Below are 14778 nucleotides of genomic sequence, written 5' to 3' on the forward strand. Positions count from 1 at the left end.
ACTCGACGGCCTTGGAGCAGTCGGGGGCGGTGCCCACGCCGACCACGAGTACCTGGTGATCGCAGCCATGGCCGAGCGGGCCAACCTTGTTGCCGGACTGGTGAACGCGATTCGGAACGGACAGACAGAAGAACGAGAGCACGCGCGACCTGTGAGCGATCACGCGAGGTCGCGATCTGCGATCACCGAGATGCGCGTTCGGTGATCGGGCCGGGTGCCGGCGGTGCGGTCGGCGGCGGCAGCACCGAGCGCAGGGCCCGTGTCATCGAGGCGTGCATCGCGCTCGCCAACGCGTCGTCGACCGCCGGCTACCGGCCCGGGCTGCGACCAGCCACCGCAGGGACACCCGACCCGGCCGATGCCCCCGACCCGCCCGCGTGATCTCTCAGTACCGCGGCAGGTGCCGGGCGAAGAACGAGCGTACGTGGCGGCGCACCGTGGGCACCGATACTGCGGGGTCGAGCGTGCCGACCAACGCACGCCGCGCGTCGGCCGTCATCAGCCCGGCCGCCCGCAACTGGGGCACCATGGCGGCGTAGTCGGTGAACACCCAATGTGCGGCGCGGTCGATCTGCCGTCGGCGGGTCCACCCGTGCGGATGGGCGAGCATGGCCGACCAGGAAGACTCCAGCTCCTTCTTCGCCCCCTCGTTGCCGATGAACCCGTCGGTTCCCAGCAGGAGCAGCGGCCGGTCCACCCCGTAGCGGGCGACCGGGTACAGCTCCCCCTCCTGACCGGGCCGGCGGGGCGGATGGCCCAGATAGCCCTCCAGGTTGACCGCCGCAGCGATCCGGCGGTCCTCGTACATCGCCTGGGCCACGGCGGTGCCCCCGGCGGAGTGGCCGTAGCAGCCCACCCGCCGCAGATCCAGGGCACGCCCGAGGTGCTCCGGCAGTGCGCGCCCCGCCGCATCCGGATTGCGGCCGGCAGCCAGGGCCGCCAGTTGGTCGAGGACGAAGCCCAGGTCCGCGATCCTGGTGTCGATCATGGTGCGGGCCAGCTGCGGATCCTTGCGGGGGTCGTCCCGGAACACCGTGGTGCGATAGGGACGGTTCCGGTACGCCGTGGTGTTGGGGAACTCGACCTCGCCGGCGTCGCCGGGGTGATCGACGGTCACCACCACATGTCCGTGGCTCGCCAGTTCCTCGGCGAGCCCGGTGCCCAGGGTGCGCGGGTCGCCGCCGCCCGGGCTGTAGAGGAGCACCGGTCGCCGTACGGCCTGCGCGGGCGCGCCCATGTGCGCATGGGACGCGGTAGCCGCCCAGTTCACACCGGACCGGGGCAGGCCGTGGATGCGGACGTCGATGTCGTTGAACATCGCCGCGGTGGTCTCGGTCATCTGCGGTGCGACCGGGTAGTTGCGGACGGTACGGGCCGGATAGAACACCGTGACCACGACCTCCCGTACGGGGATCGCGGGATCCCACGGGTCGCACCGGAAGCGGTCGACCAGACAGAGGGTGGCGACGCCGATGCGGTGCGGGCCGGTCGGCGCGGGCAGCCGTACGGTGACACCGTCCGCGGGCCGAGCCTGGGCCCGTGTCTGGCCCCGTGCGACACCCTCGCCGCCCATGAGGAGCAACCCGGCTGCCAGCGCGGCCGACTTGACGACGGTCCGGCGGTCCGTACCGGCCGCACCAGGGGTGAAGGAAGAAGAGAACATGGTGGGCATGCTGTCGTTCGGCGGGGAACGCGGGCGATGGTTGAGGTCCAGACCGAAACGATGGCGGACTGCCGCCGGGGAGAGTAGTGATACGGATCCATTTCACGGCCACCGACTTCGTCCGGGTCCGGTTCGGGCCCCGGCCGGCCCCTTTACAGGAGCTGAACGTGGCCCTCATGAGGATGTGCCGCCCCGACGGCGAACTGCTCTTCGGTCGCTGGCGACAGCGGCTGCTCCGGACCCTGCCGGCCGCAGCCGACCCGCTGGCGGACCTGGTTCCCGGCACGGAGGCCCCCAAGTTCATCGACGTGTTCAGCGACGACCTGACAGAAGGACTGGACACCGTACGAGCCTCCCAACCGGCCCTGGTCCGCTCCGAGATCGAGCGGGTCTACGCCCGGCACCCCGGCCCTTCCCCGCAGTGGATCCGTGGTCTGCACCGGGGCGATGACGATGCCTGGCAACTCCTGCGCCGCGCACAACAGGCGGCCTTCGAGACCGTGCTGCGCCCCGTATGGCCCCTGGTACAGGACCTGCACCAGGCAGAGTTCACCCGCTACGCGCTGACCGTGGCCGAGCACGGCACCGCCGCCGCCCTCACCGCTCTCGTCCCCGGAAGCCGCCTGCACGAGGACGTCTGGGAGTTGGAGGCGCCCTGGGAATCGGACCTCACGCCGGGCGGCCGCGGCCTGGTGCTCCAACCCACCTTCCACTGGACCGGCCACCCTCTCATCGCCGATCTGCCCGACGGTCCCGTGTTCCTGACCTACCCAGCCGGTCCGGGTCTGCCACTCGCACCGGACGCGTCGGGCGGGGCGGACGACGCGCTGGCCCGAATGCTCGGCCGGACCCGCCTCGACGCTCTGTTGCTGCTCGTCGAGGAGCACACCACCAGCGGCCTCGCCCGCCGACTGGCCGTCAGCAATGCCACCGCCTCCGCCCATGCCGCCGCGCTGCGCGGCGCGGGACTGATCACCACGGTCCGCGCCGGCCGGGCGGTGCTGCACCAGCGCACCGCCCTGGGGAGCCTGCTGGTCCGTCGGCACAGCGGGACGGACACCCGGTGACCGTCCGCTTCTCCGCCGAGCGCCCCGCCGAACAGGCGCCAGGGTGCGTCCCGGGGAGCTGGGCCCTGCGTGAGCCGACGCCGTTACGGACACGGGTGCTCCTCGCCCTTCGGCCCCCACCTCTTGCGTTCATCGCCGCGTGCCACCGTGCCGCACAGCAGCTCGGTCGCCGGCTCGTCGCTGCTGCCCCGCAGCACCGCAAGCAGCTTGTCCTCCGTCAGCCGTCCCCCGCCCGCCGCGCCGTGCGCGTCGATACGGCCGGTGGCGCCGTCGAAGCCCCCGCCGCCCAGGCCCTGGTAGAGCACGCCTTGCAGCAGCCCGCGGTCGAGGCGGTCGTCATGCCCGCCGGTGGTGCGCCAGGCCTGGTCGATGCCTTCGGCGAGGTAGCGCAACGCGTCCCAGGCGAGCGCGACATGACCGTCCTCGCGTATCGCCTTCGTCCTGGCGCTGTGGTCGCCGCCGTACGCACGGTCGTATGCGGCGAGGAAGGCCGCGGCCTCCGGGCTCCGTGCCGCCAGCGTGGGGGCGTAGCCGTGCGAGACGTAGAAGAGGGTGAGGCCCTTGAAGTCGTCCCAGGGGCGCTGCTCGTCCGTCAGCGTGTTGGTGACGTCGTCCCCGCCGAGCACGGTGATCCTCGGGCAGTCGCCGGAGATACGGGCGATCTCGGCCAGGAACAGCTGGAACTGGCTGGCCCGCGCCGACCACACCACAGCCGTCCGCGGCTCCTCACGCACGGCACGGCAGACCTCGCGGGCCAGGTCCTCCACGGTCGGCACGGGCCGCCCACCGAGCGCACCCGGCACCGGTCCCGGTTCCGGTGCGTCGGCGGGGGTGTAGAGGAGCACGTCGGTGCGCCCCGGCCCGTACGAGGCACGGAAGGACGCGGCAAGGCTGTTGCTGTAGGCGTCGGTGGCGTCGGCGACGAGACTCACCCGGCGCGCCTTCTGCCCGCCCGTGGTCATCCCGGCGCTCGAAGCGAACGCTGCCATCAGCTCGGCGGCCCGCGCATCGGTGGCGGCCGTCTGGTAGTAGTGCTCGCCCTGGCGAAGGAGTTCATCGGCGGTGCCCGAGGTGCCGACCATCGGGATGCCGGCCTTGTCGAGGGTGCGTATCGCGTCGTACGTATTGCGGCGGCTCTGCCCGAAACCGACGACGCCCGCGATGGACGGATCGCTCGCGGCGAGCTGTGCGATCCGGTCGGCGACGGCGGGTGCGTCCTTGAAGCGGTCACCCGCGTTGGCGGCGAGCACCCGCAGCGGGACGCGCTCTCCGGAACGCAGCGCCTGGGCGTTGATGTGCTGCTGTGCCAGCGCGATGCCGCGCAGCTCCGCCAACGTGCCACCGCGCACCGGGTCTTCGGCGTTCTTGCCGCCGGTGAGCGGGCCGAAGTAGACGACGGTGCGACGACCGGGCCGCGGGTCGTCGTCGGGCCGGCCCGCGAGCTCCTTGTCGACCTCCTCGTTCTGCCGCTCGATCTGCTGGAGCACGGCCCGTACGGCCTGCTCACTGGGCTCCTTGCCGAAGCCGGCCGCGCCTTCGGCGACGCCGACGCACTGCCCGTCGGTGCCGAGGAAGGTGGAGCCCTGGCAGGGGTCGTCCTTTTCGCGGTTCGCGATGTCCGGTACGAGGACGAGGCCGGCGGCGAGTGCGAGTGCGAGCGTTCCGACGCCGAGCACTCCGGCCACCTCGGCGCCGGGACCCCAGCGCGGCGACGGCGTCACCAGCGTGGGCCAGCGGCCCAGCCAGTACACCGCCGCCTGGTCGTCCTCGGGACCCTCGGCCACCGGCACGACGATGCCGGTCGGCTGACCCGGCGTCATCCCGCGCCGCTCGATGTTGATCAGCTCGGCGCCGGCGTGGGCGAGGCCCGATGCGTCGATGTCGGGGATGCGTGAGGCCAGCGAGCGCACGCCGCCCGCCACCGCGAACACCGACGTACAGCGCAAGTCCTCCATGGCGGAGCGGAGTTCACGCAAGAAGCGCTGGACGCGCGAGTCGGCCGGCCCCGCCTCGTCGAAGAGAAGCACGAAGCGGGAGGTGCGTCGTCTCCGCCAGGGATTGAAGAGACGGGCCCGGCACGCCTGGTCGAGGTCGGCGAGCAGGGCGTGCATGAGCACCCGGTCCATGCGCTCCGGCTCACTGGCCGGCTCGCCGTGTACGAGGTCGAGCGCGGAGCGGAAGAAGTCGGTGGGCGGGCTGCCGTGCTGACGGCGCACCCACTCGGCGTACCAGCTGCGGCTGCGGGCCCGCCCGAGCATGCGGCGGTTGGCGCGCCAACCGTAGATGGCGCGCGGCAGCCGCTGGAAGAGTGGGCCTGCGATGAAGTTCCACAGCAGCTCGAGCAGCGTGCCGCCGCTGGCCTGATCGCGGCCGCCGAGCCACCACAGGGTCTGGGCGGTACGGGACCAGTTGCGGTGCTCCGTGTAGCAGTGGTTGCGCAGCTCGGCGTGGCGGCGCTCCATGAGTCCCTCGATGGCGGGCGCGGTGACGACGGAGCGCAGCAACCGGTAGCTGTGCAGCCGCAGTTCACCGGTGCCGGGTGGCATGGTCTCGGCAAGCTGAAGAGTCAGATGCTCGAAGAGCTCGAGCGGCGGCGGCTCGGTCCCGTCCGGGATCTGCGGGATGTACGCGTGCGGGGCGAGGACCTCGCTGCGGCCGCGCATCCGTGAGCGGAGCCCCGTGACGATCCGGCGTCCCGCATTGCCGCCGCCCGGCTCACTGAGCAGGACGACCGGCACTCTGCTGCGGCTGCGCCGCGGCTGTACCACCAGTTTGTCGAACGCGTCGATGAAGCGCTCGACACCCGGATAGGCCGGAATGCGGCTTTGTGGATCCCCTGCAGTCATGAGTAGGCCCCCCCTTGTTCCCCCTGAGAAGCAAGGTTTATTCCCATGGACTGCCATATGCAAGCGTGGAGTTGGATCACATGGCAGGCACAATCCTGCCGGGGACGTCCCCGCCCTCGGACCGGCGTCCGGACCCCCGGCCCGTGGGGCCGTTCCCGGCACGGGCTCCCGGGGTGCGGCTTTCCGGGGCGGGGTCGTAGGTCACCACGACGCCGCGCTCTAAGGGGTGCGAGCACCGGGTCGCGACGGGCTGCCGGGGCGCGGATAGACCTTGGACTGCTTGACGCTTCCGAACGCGAAGCTGGATTCGATCGACGTGATGCCGGGAATGGCGTGGATCTGCGTGCGCACCAGCGTCTCGTACGCCTCCAGGCTTTCGATGACGACTCTGAGCAGGTAGTCGCTGCTGCCCGCCATCAGGTAGCAGTCCTGGATGTGCTCGATGAGGCCGACGTGCTGCTCGAACACATTGACGGCTTCGGCGGTGTGGCGTTCCAGGCGGACCCGTACGAACACGGTGATCGGGAGGCCGAAGGCGACTTGGTCCACCATGGCCGTGTAGCCGCTGATCAGGCCCGACTCCTCCAGGCGGCGTACCCGGCGCAGACAGGGCGACGGGGAGAGCCGGACACGGTCGGCCAGGTCCTGGTTGGACAGGCGCCCGTCCGCCTGCAACTCGTGGATGATCTGGAGATCCACAGCGTCCATCGTCACTCCTTGGCAGATTCTGCCTCCAGGCTAGGTCGAGAGGGCAGAACTAGCAATCGGCTGCCCCACTGATCGCTCTAACCTTGCTCACAAGAACCAGGGTGGGTAGTCGGTGCCGCCCGAGCAGGTCATGGGCGGGAGGAATCTTCGGTGGTCACGGTGAAAGCGTCGGGGGCAGCGCCGCCCGCCGGGGTGGAGAGCACCTCCCGGAGCGCCTCCCAGAGCACCTCCCCGGCGTTCCGTGCCGCCGGACACGGACGGCTCTCTCCGCAGACGGCGGGGATGCTGGCACTGCTGCTGACCGTGACGATCTGGGCCGCGTTCGCCCTGAGCGCCCGAGCTCTCAGCGACTCCACCCTGCTGCCCGCCGACGCGGCCCTGCTGCGGTTCGGCGTGCCCCTCGTCGTCCTGGCGCCCGCCCTGTGGCGGCGCCGGCGCCGGCTGGCCGCCGTGCGGCCGGGTCCCGCAGCCAAGATCGTCTGCGGTGCCGGGGTGCCGTTCTTTCTCGCGGCGATGTACGGCGGGTCGCTGACGTCGGCCGCATTCGTCGGTGCGATCGTCCCCGGGATGGTCCCGCTGTTCGTCTCAGCCCTCATGGTTGCGGGCGGCCGCGGTGCTCCGCGCGGAACGCAGAGGGCCGGGCTGGTGCTGATCGTGGCCGGCGTCGTCGCGCTGGTCTGGCGCTACACCGCCGCGCTGGACCAGGACGTTCTGCTCGGTTCGGGCACGCTGCTCGTCGCCAGCGGGCTGTGGGCCCTGTACACCGTGGGGCTGCGGGAAGTGGACCTCGACCCCGTCGGGTCCATCGGGCTGCTGTGCCTGCCGTCGTTCGCCGTGATCGCGATCCTGGCCCTGACCGATGTCCTGCCCACCGGTCTCGCCCGGGCGGCCGGCGGCGACATCGCGCTGTTCCTCGTCGTGCAGGGCCTGGGTGTCGGCCTGTGTGCCGGTCTGCTGTACGCGTTCGCGATCCGCCGGCTGGGACCGGAGCGCAGCTCGGTCTTCGGCAGCCTCAGCCCGGTCGCCGTCGTCCTGCTCGCCATCCCCCTCCTGCACGAGTCGCCGACCCTGTCCGTCCTCGTCGGCGTCCCCCTCATCACCTCCGGCGTGGTCCTCGCCAACCGACGCCCCCGACACAAGGTTCCCGCTGATGCTTGAGCTCCTGCCCTCCCCGCCCGTCGACCCGCTGTGGGACCTTGCCGCCGAGTACGCCGCCGACACGCGTCCCGAGCGCCTCGACCTCGTCCTCGGCGTCTACCGCGACCACACCGGGACCACCCCCGTCATGGCGGCGGTCCGGAAGGCCGAGCTGCACCTGGCGGAACGTTCCGCCTCCAAGGAGTACCGCGGACTCTCGGGCAACACCGCCTTCAACCGCGCCATGCTGTCCATGGTCCTGGGCACCGAAGCCCTGACCGCACGCGCCACGGCCGTCCAGACCGTGGCGGGCACCGGAGCACTGCGACTGCTGGCCGACCTGGTGCGCCAGACCCACCCGGGCGCGACGGTGTGGATCAGTGACCCCGCCTACGTCAACCACCGGCCCATCCTGGAAGCCGCCGGCCTGAAGGTCCGGACATACGGCCGACTCGACTCCGAAGGGCTCCCCGACACCACGGGCATGCTCGACGACCTGCGTGCCGCCGGAAGCAAAGACGTCGTCCTGCTCCAGGGCTGCTGCCACAACCCCACGGGAGTCGACCCCTCCTTCGAGACATGGGAGGCGCTGGCCGAGCTCGCCGCGACCAACGGCTGGGTTCCCTTCGTCGACCTGGCGTACCACGGGCTCGGTGACGGCCTCGAGGCCGACCTGAGGGCCACCCGGATGCTGGCCGACCGGCTCCCGGAGATGCTCATCGCCGTCAGCTGTTCCAAGAACTTCGGCCTCTACAGCGACCGCACCGGCTGTGCGGTCGTCCTCGGATCGTCGCGGCAGGCGCTGCGGCACGTGGAAACGGCACTGCAGAACGCCGCACGGACGCTGTACTCGATGCCACCGGAGCACGGCGCCGCCGTCGTCACCACCATCCTCGAGGACGTGCAACTGCGGGCCGCTTGGCGGGCCGAACTCGACGTCATGCGCAACCGGATAACGGCCAACCGGTCGGATCTGGTCGCACACCTCGGTGCGCTGGGCTGCGGCACCCAGGCGGAGGCGCTCGCGCGACAGAAGGGCATGTTCTCGATGCTGCCGCTCACGCCGGACCACATGCGCCGGCTGCGCCGGCAGTTCGCCATCTACGGCACGGCCTCGGGGCGCATCAACATCGCCGGCATCTCGGCGCACCGGATCCCGTTCCTGGCACAGGGCATCGCCGCGGTCCTCGGCACCGTCGACACGGCTCGCGCCGTCCCGTTCGTCTGACGGTGCGCAGCGCCCCGAGCCCGAGCCCGAGCCCGAGCCCGAGCCCGAGCCCGAGCCCGAGCCCGAGCCCGAGCCCGAGCCCGAGCCCGAGCCCGAGCCCGCGCCCGAGCACACGCAGGTGAAGCGGCCTCGGAGCGGTGAGGACGGGCGAAAGGGAATCCCCAGCCGGGTAGGCGCCCCAGTGCGCGCCCCTCGACGACCGGCCGACCGAACACAGGGGACCGTGGCAGGATCCGCGGGCATGATGATCGAACGAATCGAACAAGCGGATCGGCCCGTCGCCCTGGTCAGCGGGTCCACGTCGGGGATCGGGGAGGCCGTCGCGCGAAGGCTGGCGGCGGACGGGATGCGGGTCGTCGTGCACTCGCGGCGCAGTGTGGAGGCCGGGGAGGCGCTGGCGGCGGAGCTCGGCGGCGCATACGTGCGGGCGGATCTGGCGGTGGAGGAGGAAGCCCGGGGGCTGGTCGAGGCCGCGCTCGGCCGGTACGGGCGGCTGGACGTGCTGGTGAACAACGCGGGCATCAGTTGGCCGATCCCGCACGACGACCTGGCCGCGGCGACACCGGCGGACTGGCGGCAACTGCTGGAGGTCAACCTGATCGCGCCATGGGTGCTGTGCACGGCGGCACTTCCGGCGCTGCGCCGATCCCCCGTGGGAGGCAGCATCGTGAACGTCACCAGCCACGCCGGGGTGCGCCCCAAGGGCTCATCGGTGCCGTACGCGGCGAGCAAGGCCGCGCTCAATCACGTGACCCGGCTGCTCGCGGCCGCGCTCGGGCCCGAGGTGCGGGTCAACGCGGTGGCGCCGGGGCTGGTGGACACGCCGATGACGAAGGACTGGGCGCAGGCGCACGAGCTGTGGCGGGACCGCGCGCCCATGCACCGCCCGGCCCAGCCCGCCGACGTGGCGGACCTGGTGGCGTCAGTGATCGCCAGCACCTATCTCACCGGTGAGGTCATCGTGCTGGACGGCGGGCTGAATCTGACCTGAGAAGCCATCCGCTGACAACTGAAGTCCCGGGGCGCGACCCCGCGTCACGGCAACGAGCGTGTGAGCCATACGACTTCGCCGCTGTCGTCCGTGGAAATGTGATCCCGCTCGAACCCGAGCTTCTCAAGAACACGGAACGACGGTGTGTTCCATGTGCCGACGGTCGACCAGAGCCGCTTCCGCCCGGTCGCTATTGCGGCATCGAGCACCGCGCCGGCCGCCTCGGTGGCGTAGCCACGCCCATGTGCACGCTGGAACAACTCATACGCGATTTCAGGCTCCTCTACGGTGGAGCGGCCGATGATCAACCCGCAATAGCCGATGAAGTCGCCTTCGTCACGGCGCTGGATGGGCAGCAGGGCGATCCCTGTCGTCGCCGTTGCGGTGAGCTGCGTCGCGATGAGCGTCCGGGTGTGCTCAACCGTGGGCGTCCCGTTGCCACGTTCGGAGTGGAGGGCGCGGAGCTCAGCGGCGTCCGACTCGGCCCACGGCCGCAGTGTCAGCCGCTCGGTCTCAAGGTGGAACGACATCGTCTCGTACGTAGACATGCCCCTACTCTGCCCCGTGGATCATCACGAACTACAGCTGGAGTATTGACCTTCGCAGCATTGCCCCATGGCCGACGACAGACCAACTACGGAGATCTGCCGGGCAGCCGTGGTGCAGCCCGGTTTGATGCGACAGCTGAGGCCGAGCTTGCGCTCGACGTGTCGGCCAGTGCACCGCGAGCCGGCGTCAATGGATCGAGGAGAGGATGGGTTATGGCCCTTCCGGGTTCTCTAAGCTGCCGAGGATGACTGAGCTCCGACAACAGGAACCGGGGGACTGAGGTGGACGGGGGGATGCCGCGCCCGCATGACGCTGGGAACTCTGCGCAGTTCGTGGCAGTGATGCGGCAATTACGGCAGTGGGCGCATCTGAGCTATCGCGAGTTGGAACGCCGGGCGGGGGCGGCCGGCGACGTTCTTCCACGTGCCACGCTCGCTGGCGTACTGAGCCGGCAGGAGCTGCCGCGCGAGGAGTTGCTGGCTGCATTCGTCCGAGCTTGTGGCGGTGACGAGCCCACGGTCGAGGCCTGGGTCGGAGTCCGCAAACGCCTGGCTGTCGAGCTCGAGCAGTACGCCTTCGATGTCGTGTCAGCCGAAGATGCGGCGCCGGTGGGATCGCCTGACGCGCAGCGCCTGGATCCAGGCCCGGAGCAGCGAAGCGGCCTGGACGAAGGCTCACGGAAGGGCGCCGCCTCCCATAGCGAAGCCGCTGAGGCGGACGTCGCTGGTGTGGCGGACGAAGCGGAGAATCCTGCTGTTCCTGCTGTTCCTGCTGTTCCTGCAGAAGGGCAGAAGGTCGCGGTGCCTCCACCCGCGTTTGAGCCATCGCCGGTGGCTGTGCCGGCGACTGGCGCCAACGCGGGTTCCCTGTCCACGAGCCTGGCGCAGGGGAATCCCTCTGCTGCGCCCCGGACGGCGCGGCCCGCACCTGCGGGGCCGCAGGGGGCTCTGCGTCGTCTTCGGCGGCCGAGCCTGGTGATCGCGGCCAGTGCGGTGATCGTGCTCCTCACCGCAGCTGTCACAGGGATCCTGCTTCCCCGCGACGACTCTGGCGGGCCGCAAGTGCCCCGGACGGGCGCTCCGGCAGCCACTGTGTCTCCGTCGAGAGAGTCTGGTCGTCCCTCGGGCGGTGCCACGTCCAGCGCTGCCGTCACCAAGCCGGTCAAGGACGGGCCTGCGTCGAGCGGGACGGTGGATGCCCCGTCGGTGACCCCGTCCAAGAAGCCAACCGTTCCCAGGAAGCCGGAGCCAGGGCGGACCCCGCAGCAACCGGGTCCGACCGTGTATGAACCACCGCCCACGTACGAACCACCGCCGTCCTTCACCACGCCGCCTGTGTCGGGTGGTGGCGACTCATTCCCGGAGGAGACGTGCTGGGACGTCACCAACGACTGTGTGTGATCGGCGCATCGGCCGGTTCTACGCGCTGATGTGGCGGTAGGCAACGACTTGTGAGGACGGCGGCAACGGCGCAATGGTGACGGTGCTGCCGGGGCGGGGTGCGTGGACGACTTTGCCGTTGCCGTTGCCGATGCAGAGCTGGACGTGTCCGCCGGGCCCGGCACGTAGCCCGGCCCTCCTCACGTCGCGCGGCGCGGCCTCCTCAGACACGAGGCAGGGTGTGGGACCGGCCATGACCAGCGCATCCCGAGCTCCGACAGTTCCTCCACCCGCTGCCAGCTCATCACCGCCGGCCGCAGCACTCTCTCACCCGGCGGCAGCAGATGCACCGCACCTATGGAGGCTCCGGTCTCCCGCACGACTGGGACAGAGCGGGGTCCAGCGGCTCCGGACCGGAGCCTGCCGCCGGGGTGGCGGCGGCAGCGTTGTGACGGCGGCTGCTGGACCCCAGTGGCGGATGCGATAAGCCTCCAGTCGCTTGAGTCGGTCCAAAGACTTGAACTATTCCAGAAAACCCGTACCGTCGAAGGAGAGATTGCAACCTCCACCGAAGGCTCGCCCTCATGGACCGCACCATCCCCACGGACGCGGCTGCCCCTGCCTCTCAGCGCTGCGCTCCGCCCGCACACCCCGCCGCGCCACTGGCGGTGACCTGCGAGGAATCGTTCGTGGGCGGGCCCTGGCCTCTGCCGTGGTCGTCGACCGCGTGCGCTCTGGCGAGGACCGCTATACGCGACGTACTCCCTCGCTGGGGTCTCGGCGAGCTCGTCCCGACCGCCGAGCTGCTGGTGAGCGAGCTGGTGTGCAACGCATTGCGTCATGCCGTCGGCCCACTGCGCCTCACCCTTGAGCGGCTGTCCGATGTGCGCTGCCTGGTCAGCGACGGCTCCTCGGAACCTCCCTGCCCGACTGATGCCGGCCCCGAGGACGAGGACGGCCGCGGCCTGGCACTCGTGGACATGCTGGCCGCACGGTGGGGCTGTGAGCGCGGGCCCGAGGGGAAGAGCGTGTGGTTCGAGCTCTCCGCCGACGCGGACACACCTGACCTGGACGGAATGGACGGAATGTACGGAATGGACGCCCTGGACGCCCTGGACGGCCAGGGCGGATCATGGACGGGGAAGACCGGCCTGGATGGCCTGGACACCTTGAAGGGCGACGGGAAGACCAGGGCAGCATGACAACCGCGACGACCGGCGAGGAACCCATGGCGCTGGCCGCGGCACGGCTGCGCACGTCGGGCATGCGCGTGACCGCCCAGCGCATGGCCCTGCTGATGGCTGTCTACGAGTCGCCCGGCCACCTGGACGCCGAAACCCTGCGCGAGCGCGCTCAGCGGGTCACGGGCCGCCTGTCTTTGCAGGCCACCTACAATGTGCTGCGCGCCCTCACGGACGCCGGATTGGTGCGGTGCACGCACATCCCCGGTCACCCGGCGCGCTACGAGATCGAGCGCCACGACAACCACCACCACTTTGTGTGCCGCCGCTGCGGTGCCATCCGTGACGTCGAATGCACGGTGGGCGCGGCTCCATGCATGGAGCCGCAGTTGCCGGAGGAGTACGACACCCAGGAGGCCGCGGTGACCTTCTGGGGTATGTGCCCCGACTGCGGGACCGTCGCCCGGGCATAGCCGTCGCCCGTCCCGGCCATCCGTCACCTCGCCCTCCAGGCACCCGCCCCCGTGGTCGCCCGGATGCTCGGCCACCACGACGACAGCACCGCCCAGCTCGCCGCTGAGGCCGGAGGGACCTGGCAGCACCAATCCCCTACGGGCCCCGAGGGGGTTTTCCCCCCTTGCGGCCCGGGGGGTCGCTCCATGTCCCAGCGGAGCGGTCGACGGGCATGATCCATCCATGACTTTACGGCGAACAAGTATCCGGATTCTGGCTGGTGCGGCGGTCCTCGGCAGTGTGTCCGCCCTGCTGGCTCCGGTCTCGGCGGCGGCCGGCTCCGACAGCGAGCGGGCACAAGGCGGTGCCGTCGTCTCCGTCGAGCAAGCGGCCGACCTCACAGCGGAGGAAGTGGCCGGGGAACTCCGGGGAAAGATCGACTCGTCCCAGGTCCGCTACGGCGTGACCGCCTATCGGGTCACCTACCGCACCACTGACAGCGAGGGCGCCCCCACGACCGCGAGCCAGCTCGTCGTCCTGCCCAAGAACGGGGCCCGCCACCTGTCCACCGTCTCCTGGCTGCACGGCACCACCGTCTACCGCAAGGACGTCGCCTCGGAGAATCCGAAGTCGAACGACCGGCTCGTCGCCCTGCTGTTCGCCTCGACCGGGCGGGCCGTTTCGGCGCCCGACTACGTGGGCCTCGGCTCGGGCGAAGGCTTCCACCCCTACGGTGACCCTCGGGCCACCGTCGCGGCCTCGGTGGACGGCCTGCGCGCGGCCCGGACCTTCGCCCACCGGAACGGCCGGGAGCTGAAGCGGAAAGTTCAGGTCAGCGGGTTCTCGCAGGGCGGCCCCGCGACCATGCTGGTAGGCCGGGCGCTTCAGCAGGACGGCGCCGACCGCTACTTCAGGCTGGGGGCACTCGCCCCGGTCAGCGGCCCCTACAACCTCTCGGCCTTCGAAGCCGCCGCCGCCGACGACAAGATCGCCAAATCCGGCATCTACCTCGCCTACTTCGTCACCGCCTGGAACAAGATGTACGGCCTTTACACGTCACCCGGCGACGTCTTCCGCTCCCCCTACGACAGCAAGGTGGAGGGTCTCTTCGATGGTCATCACACCGTCGGGCAGATCGTCAGCGAACTCCCGGCGGCCTCCAAGGACCTGTTCACCGAGGACTTCCTGAACAAGATCCGCAAGCCCGACGGTGTCCTGAAGGACAAGCTGCGCCCGGTGGACAACACGTGCGACTGGCGGCCGAACGTACCGGTGGAGATCTTCCACGGCCGGGGCGACAAGGACGTCGACTTCAGTCACGCGGTGTACTGTGCCGACCAGTTGACGAGGAACGGCGCCGCACGCCGGCTGACCGATGTCGGCGACTACGACCACAACGGATCGGTGCGGCACGCCCTGCCCCGGATCGTCAGGTTCTTCGACGAGTCTGAGAAGACCGACTGAAGCGCGCCACCGGCAACGGCTGGTCCGCGTTGCACACCCACCACCTGGAACTGCTCGGCGTGGGACGCTGGAACATGGCGGTGTCCCCTGATGCGGCGGCTGCTTCCCGGCG

The 14778-nt window shown here is 70.6% G+C and carries 14 protein-coding genes and 1 pseudogene; 10 read left to right on the forward strand and 5 right to left on the reverse strand.

Annotation, left to right across the window (positions count from 1 at the left end; genetic code table 11):
- Together ACWGI8_RS03500 and ACWGI8_RS03505 are read left to right on the forward strand one after the other, a co-directional pair.
- Positions 1-205: pseudogene (locus tag ACWGI8_RS03500) on the forward strand (hypothetical protein); the annotation flags it as partial.
- Positions 202-381 (forward strand): hypothetical protein, encoded by a 180-nt coding sequence (locus ACWGI8_RS03505; protein ID WP_453658278.1) that lies wholly within the window; start codon positions 202-204, stop codon positions 379-381. The pseudogene ACWGI8_RS03500 and the gene ACWGI8_RS03505, both read left to right, overlap by 4 nt.
- 4 nt (positions 382-385) lie before the next feature.
- Here the strand turns inward: ACWGI8_RS03505 and ACWGI8_RS03510 are convergent, their stop codons facing one another.
- A complete protein-coding gene (locus ACWGI8_RS03510; RefSeq protein WP_453658280.1) occupies positions 386-1663 on the reverse strand; it encodes an alpha/beta hydrolase in 1278 nt (425 codons plus the stop codon).
- Positions 1664-1749: 86 nt separating this feature from the next.
- On the opposite strand from ACWGI8_RS03510, the gene ACWGI8_RS03515 reads away from it, so the two are divergent.
- On the forward strand, positions 1750-2730 hold the full coding sequence (locus ACWGI8_RS03515) for an ArsR family transcriptional regulator (protein WP_453658282.1): 981 nt from the start codon (positions 1750-1752) through the stop codon (positions 2728-2730).
- Between the two features lie 83 nt (positions 2731-2813).
- Here the strand turns inward: ACWGI8_RS03515 and ACWGI8_RS03520 are convergent, their stop codons facing one another.
- Positions 2814-5576: an ABC transporter substrate-binding protein gene (locus ACWGI8_RS03520; RefSeq protein ID WP_453658284.1), complete on the reverse strand. Its 2763-nt coding sequence runs from the start codon at positions 5574-5576 to the stop codon at positions 2814-2816.
- A 219-nt stretch (positions 5577-5795) separates the two neighbouring features.
- The gene (locus ACWGI8_RS03525) at positions 5796-6284 is read right to left on the reverse strand and encodes an Lrp/AsnC family transcriptional regulator (RefSeq protein ID WP_453658286.1); all 489 of its coding nucleotides are present in this window, start codon (positions 6282-6284) and stop codon (positions 5796-5798) included.
- A 150-nt stretch (positions 6285-6434) separates the two neighbouring features.
- Between ACWGI8_RS03525 and ACWGI8_RS03530 the strand changes: the two genes are divergently transcribed.
- The 3 genes from ACWGI8_RS03530 (at position 6435) to ACWGI8_RS03540 (ending at position 9640) form a co-directional block, all read left to right on the forward strand.
- Positions 6435-7442 carry a DMT family transporter gene (locus tag ACWGI8_RS03530; protein WP_453658288.1) on the forward strand — a complete coding sequence of 336 codons (1008 nt, stop codon included), beginning with the start codon at positions 6435-6437 and terminating at the stop codon, positions 7440-7442.
- Positions 7435-8649, forward strand: a complete 1215-nt coding sequence (locus tag ACWGI8_RS03535) for an amino acid aminotransferase (protein WP_453658290.1) — start codon at positions 7435-7437, stop codon at positions 8647-8649. Before ACWGI8_RS03530 ends, ACWGI8_RS03535 begins: the two co-directional genes overlap by 8 nt.
- A 241-nt stretch (positions 8650-8890) precedes the next feature.
- The gene (locus ACWGI8_RS03540) at positions 8891-9640 is read left to right on the forward strand and encodes an SDR family NAD(P)-dependent oxidoreductase (RefSeq protein ID WP_453658292.1); all 750 of its coding nucleotides are present in this window, start codon (positions 8891-8893) and stop codon (positions 9638-9640) included.
- Positions 9641-9684: 44 nt separating this feature from the next.
- Here the strand turns inward: ACWGI8_RS03540 and ACWGI8_RS03545 are convergent, their stop codons facing one another.
- Positions 9685-10188 (reverse strand): GNAT family N-acetyltransferase, encoded by a 504-nt coding sequence (locus ACWGI8_RS03545; RefSeq protein ID WP_453658294.1) that lies wholly within the window; start codon positions 10186-10188, stop codon positions 9685-9687.
- Positions 10189-10482: 294 nt separating this feature from the next.
- On the opposite strand from ACWGI8_RS03545, the gene ACWGI8_RS03550 reads away from it, so the two are divergent.
- Positions 10483-11589 (forward strand): helix-turn-helix domain-containing protein, encoded by a 1107-nt coding sequence (locus tag ACWGI8_RS03550; RefSeq protein ID WP_453658296.1) that lies wholly within the window; start codon positions 10483-10485, stop codon positions 11587-11589.
- Between the two features lie 18 nt (positions 11590-11607).
- Here ACWGI8_RS03550 and ACWGI8_RS03555 read toward each other — a convergent pair whose 3' ends face one another.
- Entirely contained in the window at positions 11608-11799 is a 192-nt protein-coding gene (locus tag ACWGI8_RS03555; protein ID WP_453658298.1) for a hypothetical protein, read from the reverse strand.
- Between the two features lie 353 nt (positions 11800-12152).
- On the opposite strand from ACWGI8_RS03555, the gene ACWGI8_RS03560 reads away from it, so the two are divergent.
- From ACWGI8_RS03560 to ACWGI8_RS03570, 3 genes are all read left to right on the forward strand, one after another.
- Positions 12153-12770 (forward strand): ATP-binding protein, encoded by a 618-nt coding sequence (locus ACWGI8_RS03560; RefSeq protein ID WP_453658300.1) that lies wholly within the window; start codon positions 12153-12155, stop codon positions 12768-12770.
- Positions 12767-13222 carry a Fur family transcriptional regulator gene (locus ACWGI8_RS03565; RefSeq protein ID WP_453658302.1) on the forward strand — a complete coding sequence of 152 codons (456 nt, stop codon included), beginning with the start codon at positions 12767-12769 and terminating at the stop codon, positions 13220-13222. The genes ACWGI8_RS03560 and ACWGI8_RS03565 overlap by 4 nt, the downstream gene beginning before the upstream one ends.
- Before the next feature lie 223 nt (positions 13223-13445).
- Positions 13446-14666 (forward strand): lipase family protein, encoded by a 1221-nt coding sequence (locus ACWGI8_RS03570; protein WP_453658304.1) that lies wholly within the window; start codon positions 13446-13448, stop codon positions 14664-14666.
- Positions 14667-14778: the final 112 nt, after the last annotated feature.

The sequence above is a fragment of the Streptomyces sp. NPDC054841 genome (genome assembly GCF_053611045.1).

Excerpts from the sequence above, each read along its gene's own strand:
- ACWGI8_RS03560 (WP_453658300.1), top strand. The coding sequence starts at position 12,153 with ATGGACCGCACCATCCCCACGGACGCGGCTGCCCCTGCCTCTCAGCGC.
- ACWGI8_RS03510 (WP_453658280.1), bottom strand. The coding sequence starts at position 1,663 with ATGTTCTCTTCTTCCTTCACCCCTGGTGCGGCCGGTACGGACCGCCGG.
- ACWGI8_RS03545 (WP_453658294.1), bottom strand. The coding sequence starts at position 10,188 with ATGTCTACGTACGAGACGATGTCGTTCCACCTTGAGACCGAGCGGCTG.
- ACWGI8_RS03525 (WP_453658286.1), bottom strand. The coding sequence starts at position 6,284 with ATGGACGCTGTGGATCTCCAGATCATCCACGAGTTGCAGGCGGACGGG.
- ACWGI8_RS03535 (WP_453658290.1), top strand. The coding sequence starts at position 7,435 with ATGCTTGAGCTCCTGCCCTCCCCGCCCGTCGACCCGCTGTGGGACCTT.
- ACWGI8_RS03540 (WP_453658292.1), top strand. The coding sequence starts at position 8,891 with ATGATGATCGAACGAATCGAACAAGCGGATCGGCCCGTCGCCCTGGTC.
- ACWGI8_RS03565 (WP_453658302.1), top strand. The coding sequence starts at position 12,767 with ATGACAACCGCGACGACCGGCGAGGAACCCATGGCGCTGGCCGCGGCA.
- ACWGI8_RS03550 (WP_453658296.1), top strand. The coding sequence starts at position 10,483 with ATGCCGCGCCCGCATGACGCTGGGAACTCTGCGCAGTTCGTGGCAGTG.
- ACWGI8_RS03520 (WP_453658284.1), bottom strand. The coding sequence starts at position 5,576 with ATGACTGCAGGGGATCCACAAAGCCGCATTCCGGCCTATCCGGGTGTC.
- ACWGI8_RS03570 (WP_453658304.1), top strand. The coding sequence starts at position 13,446 with ATGACTTTACGGCGAACAAGTATCCGGATTCTGGCTGGTGCGGCGGTC.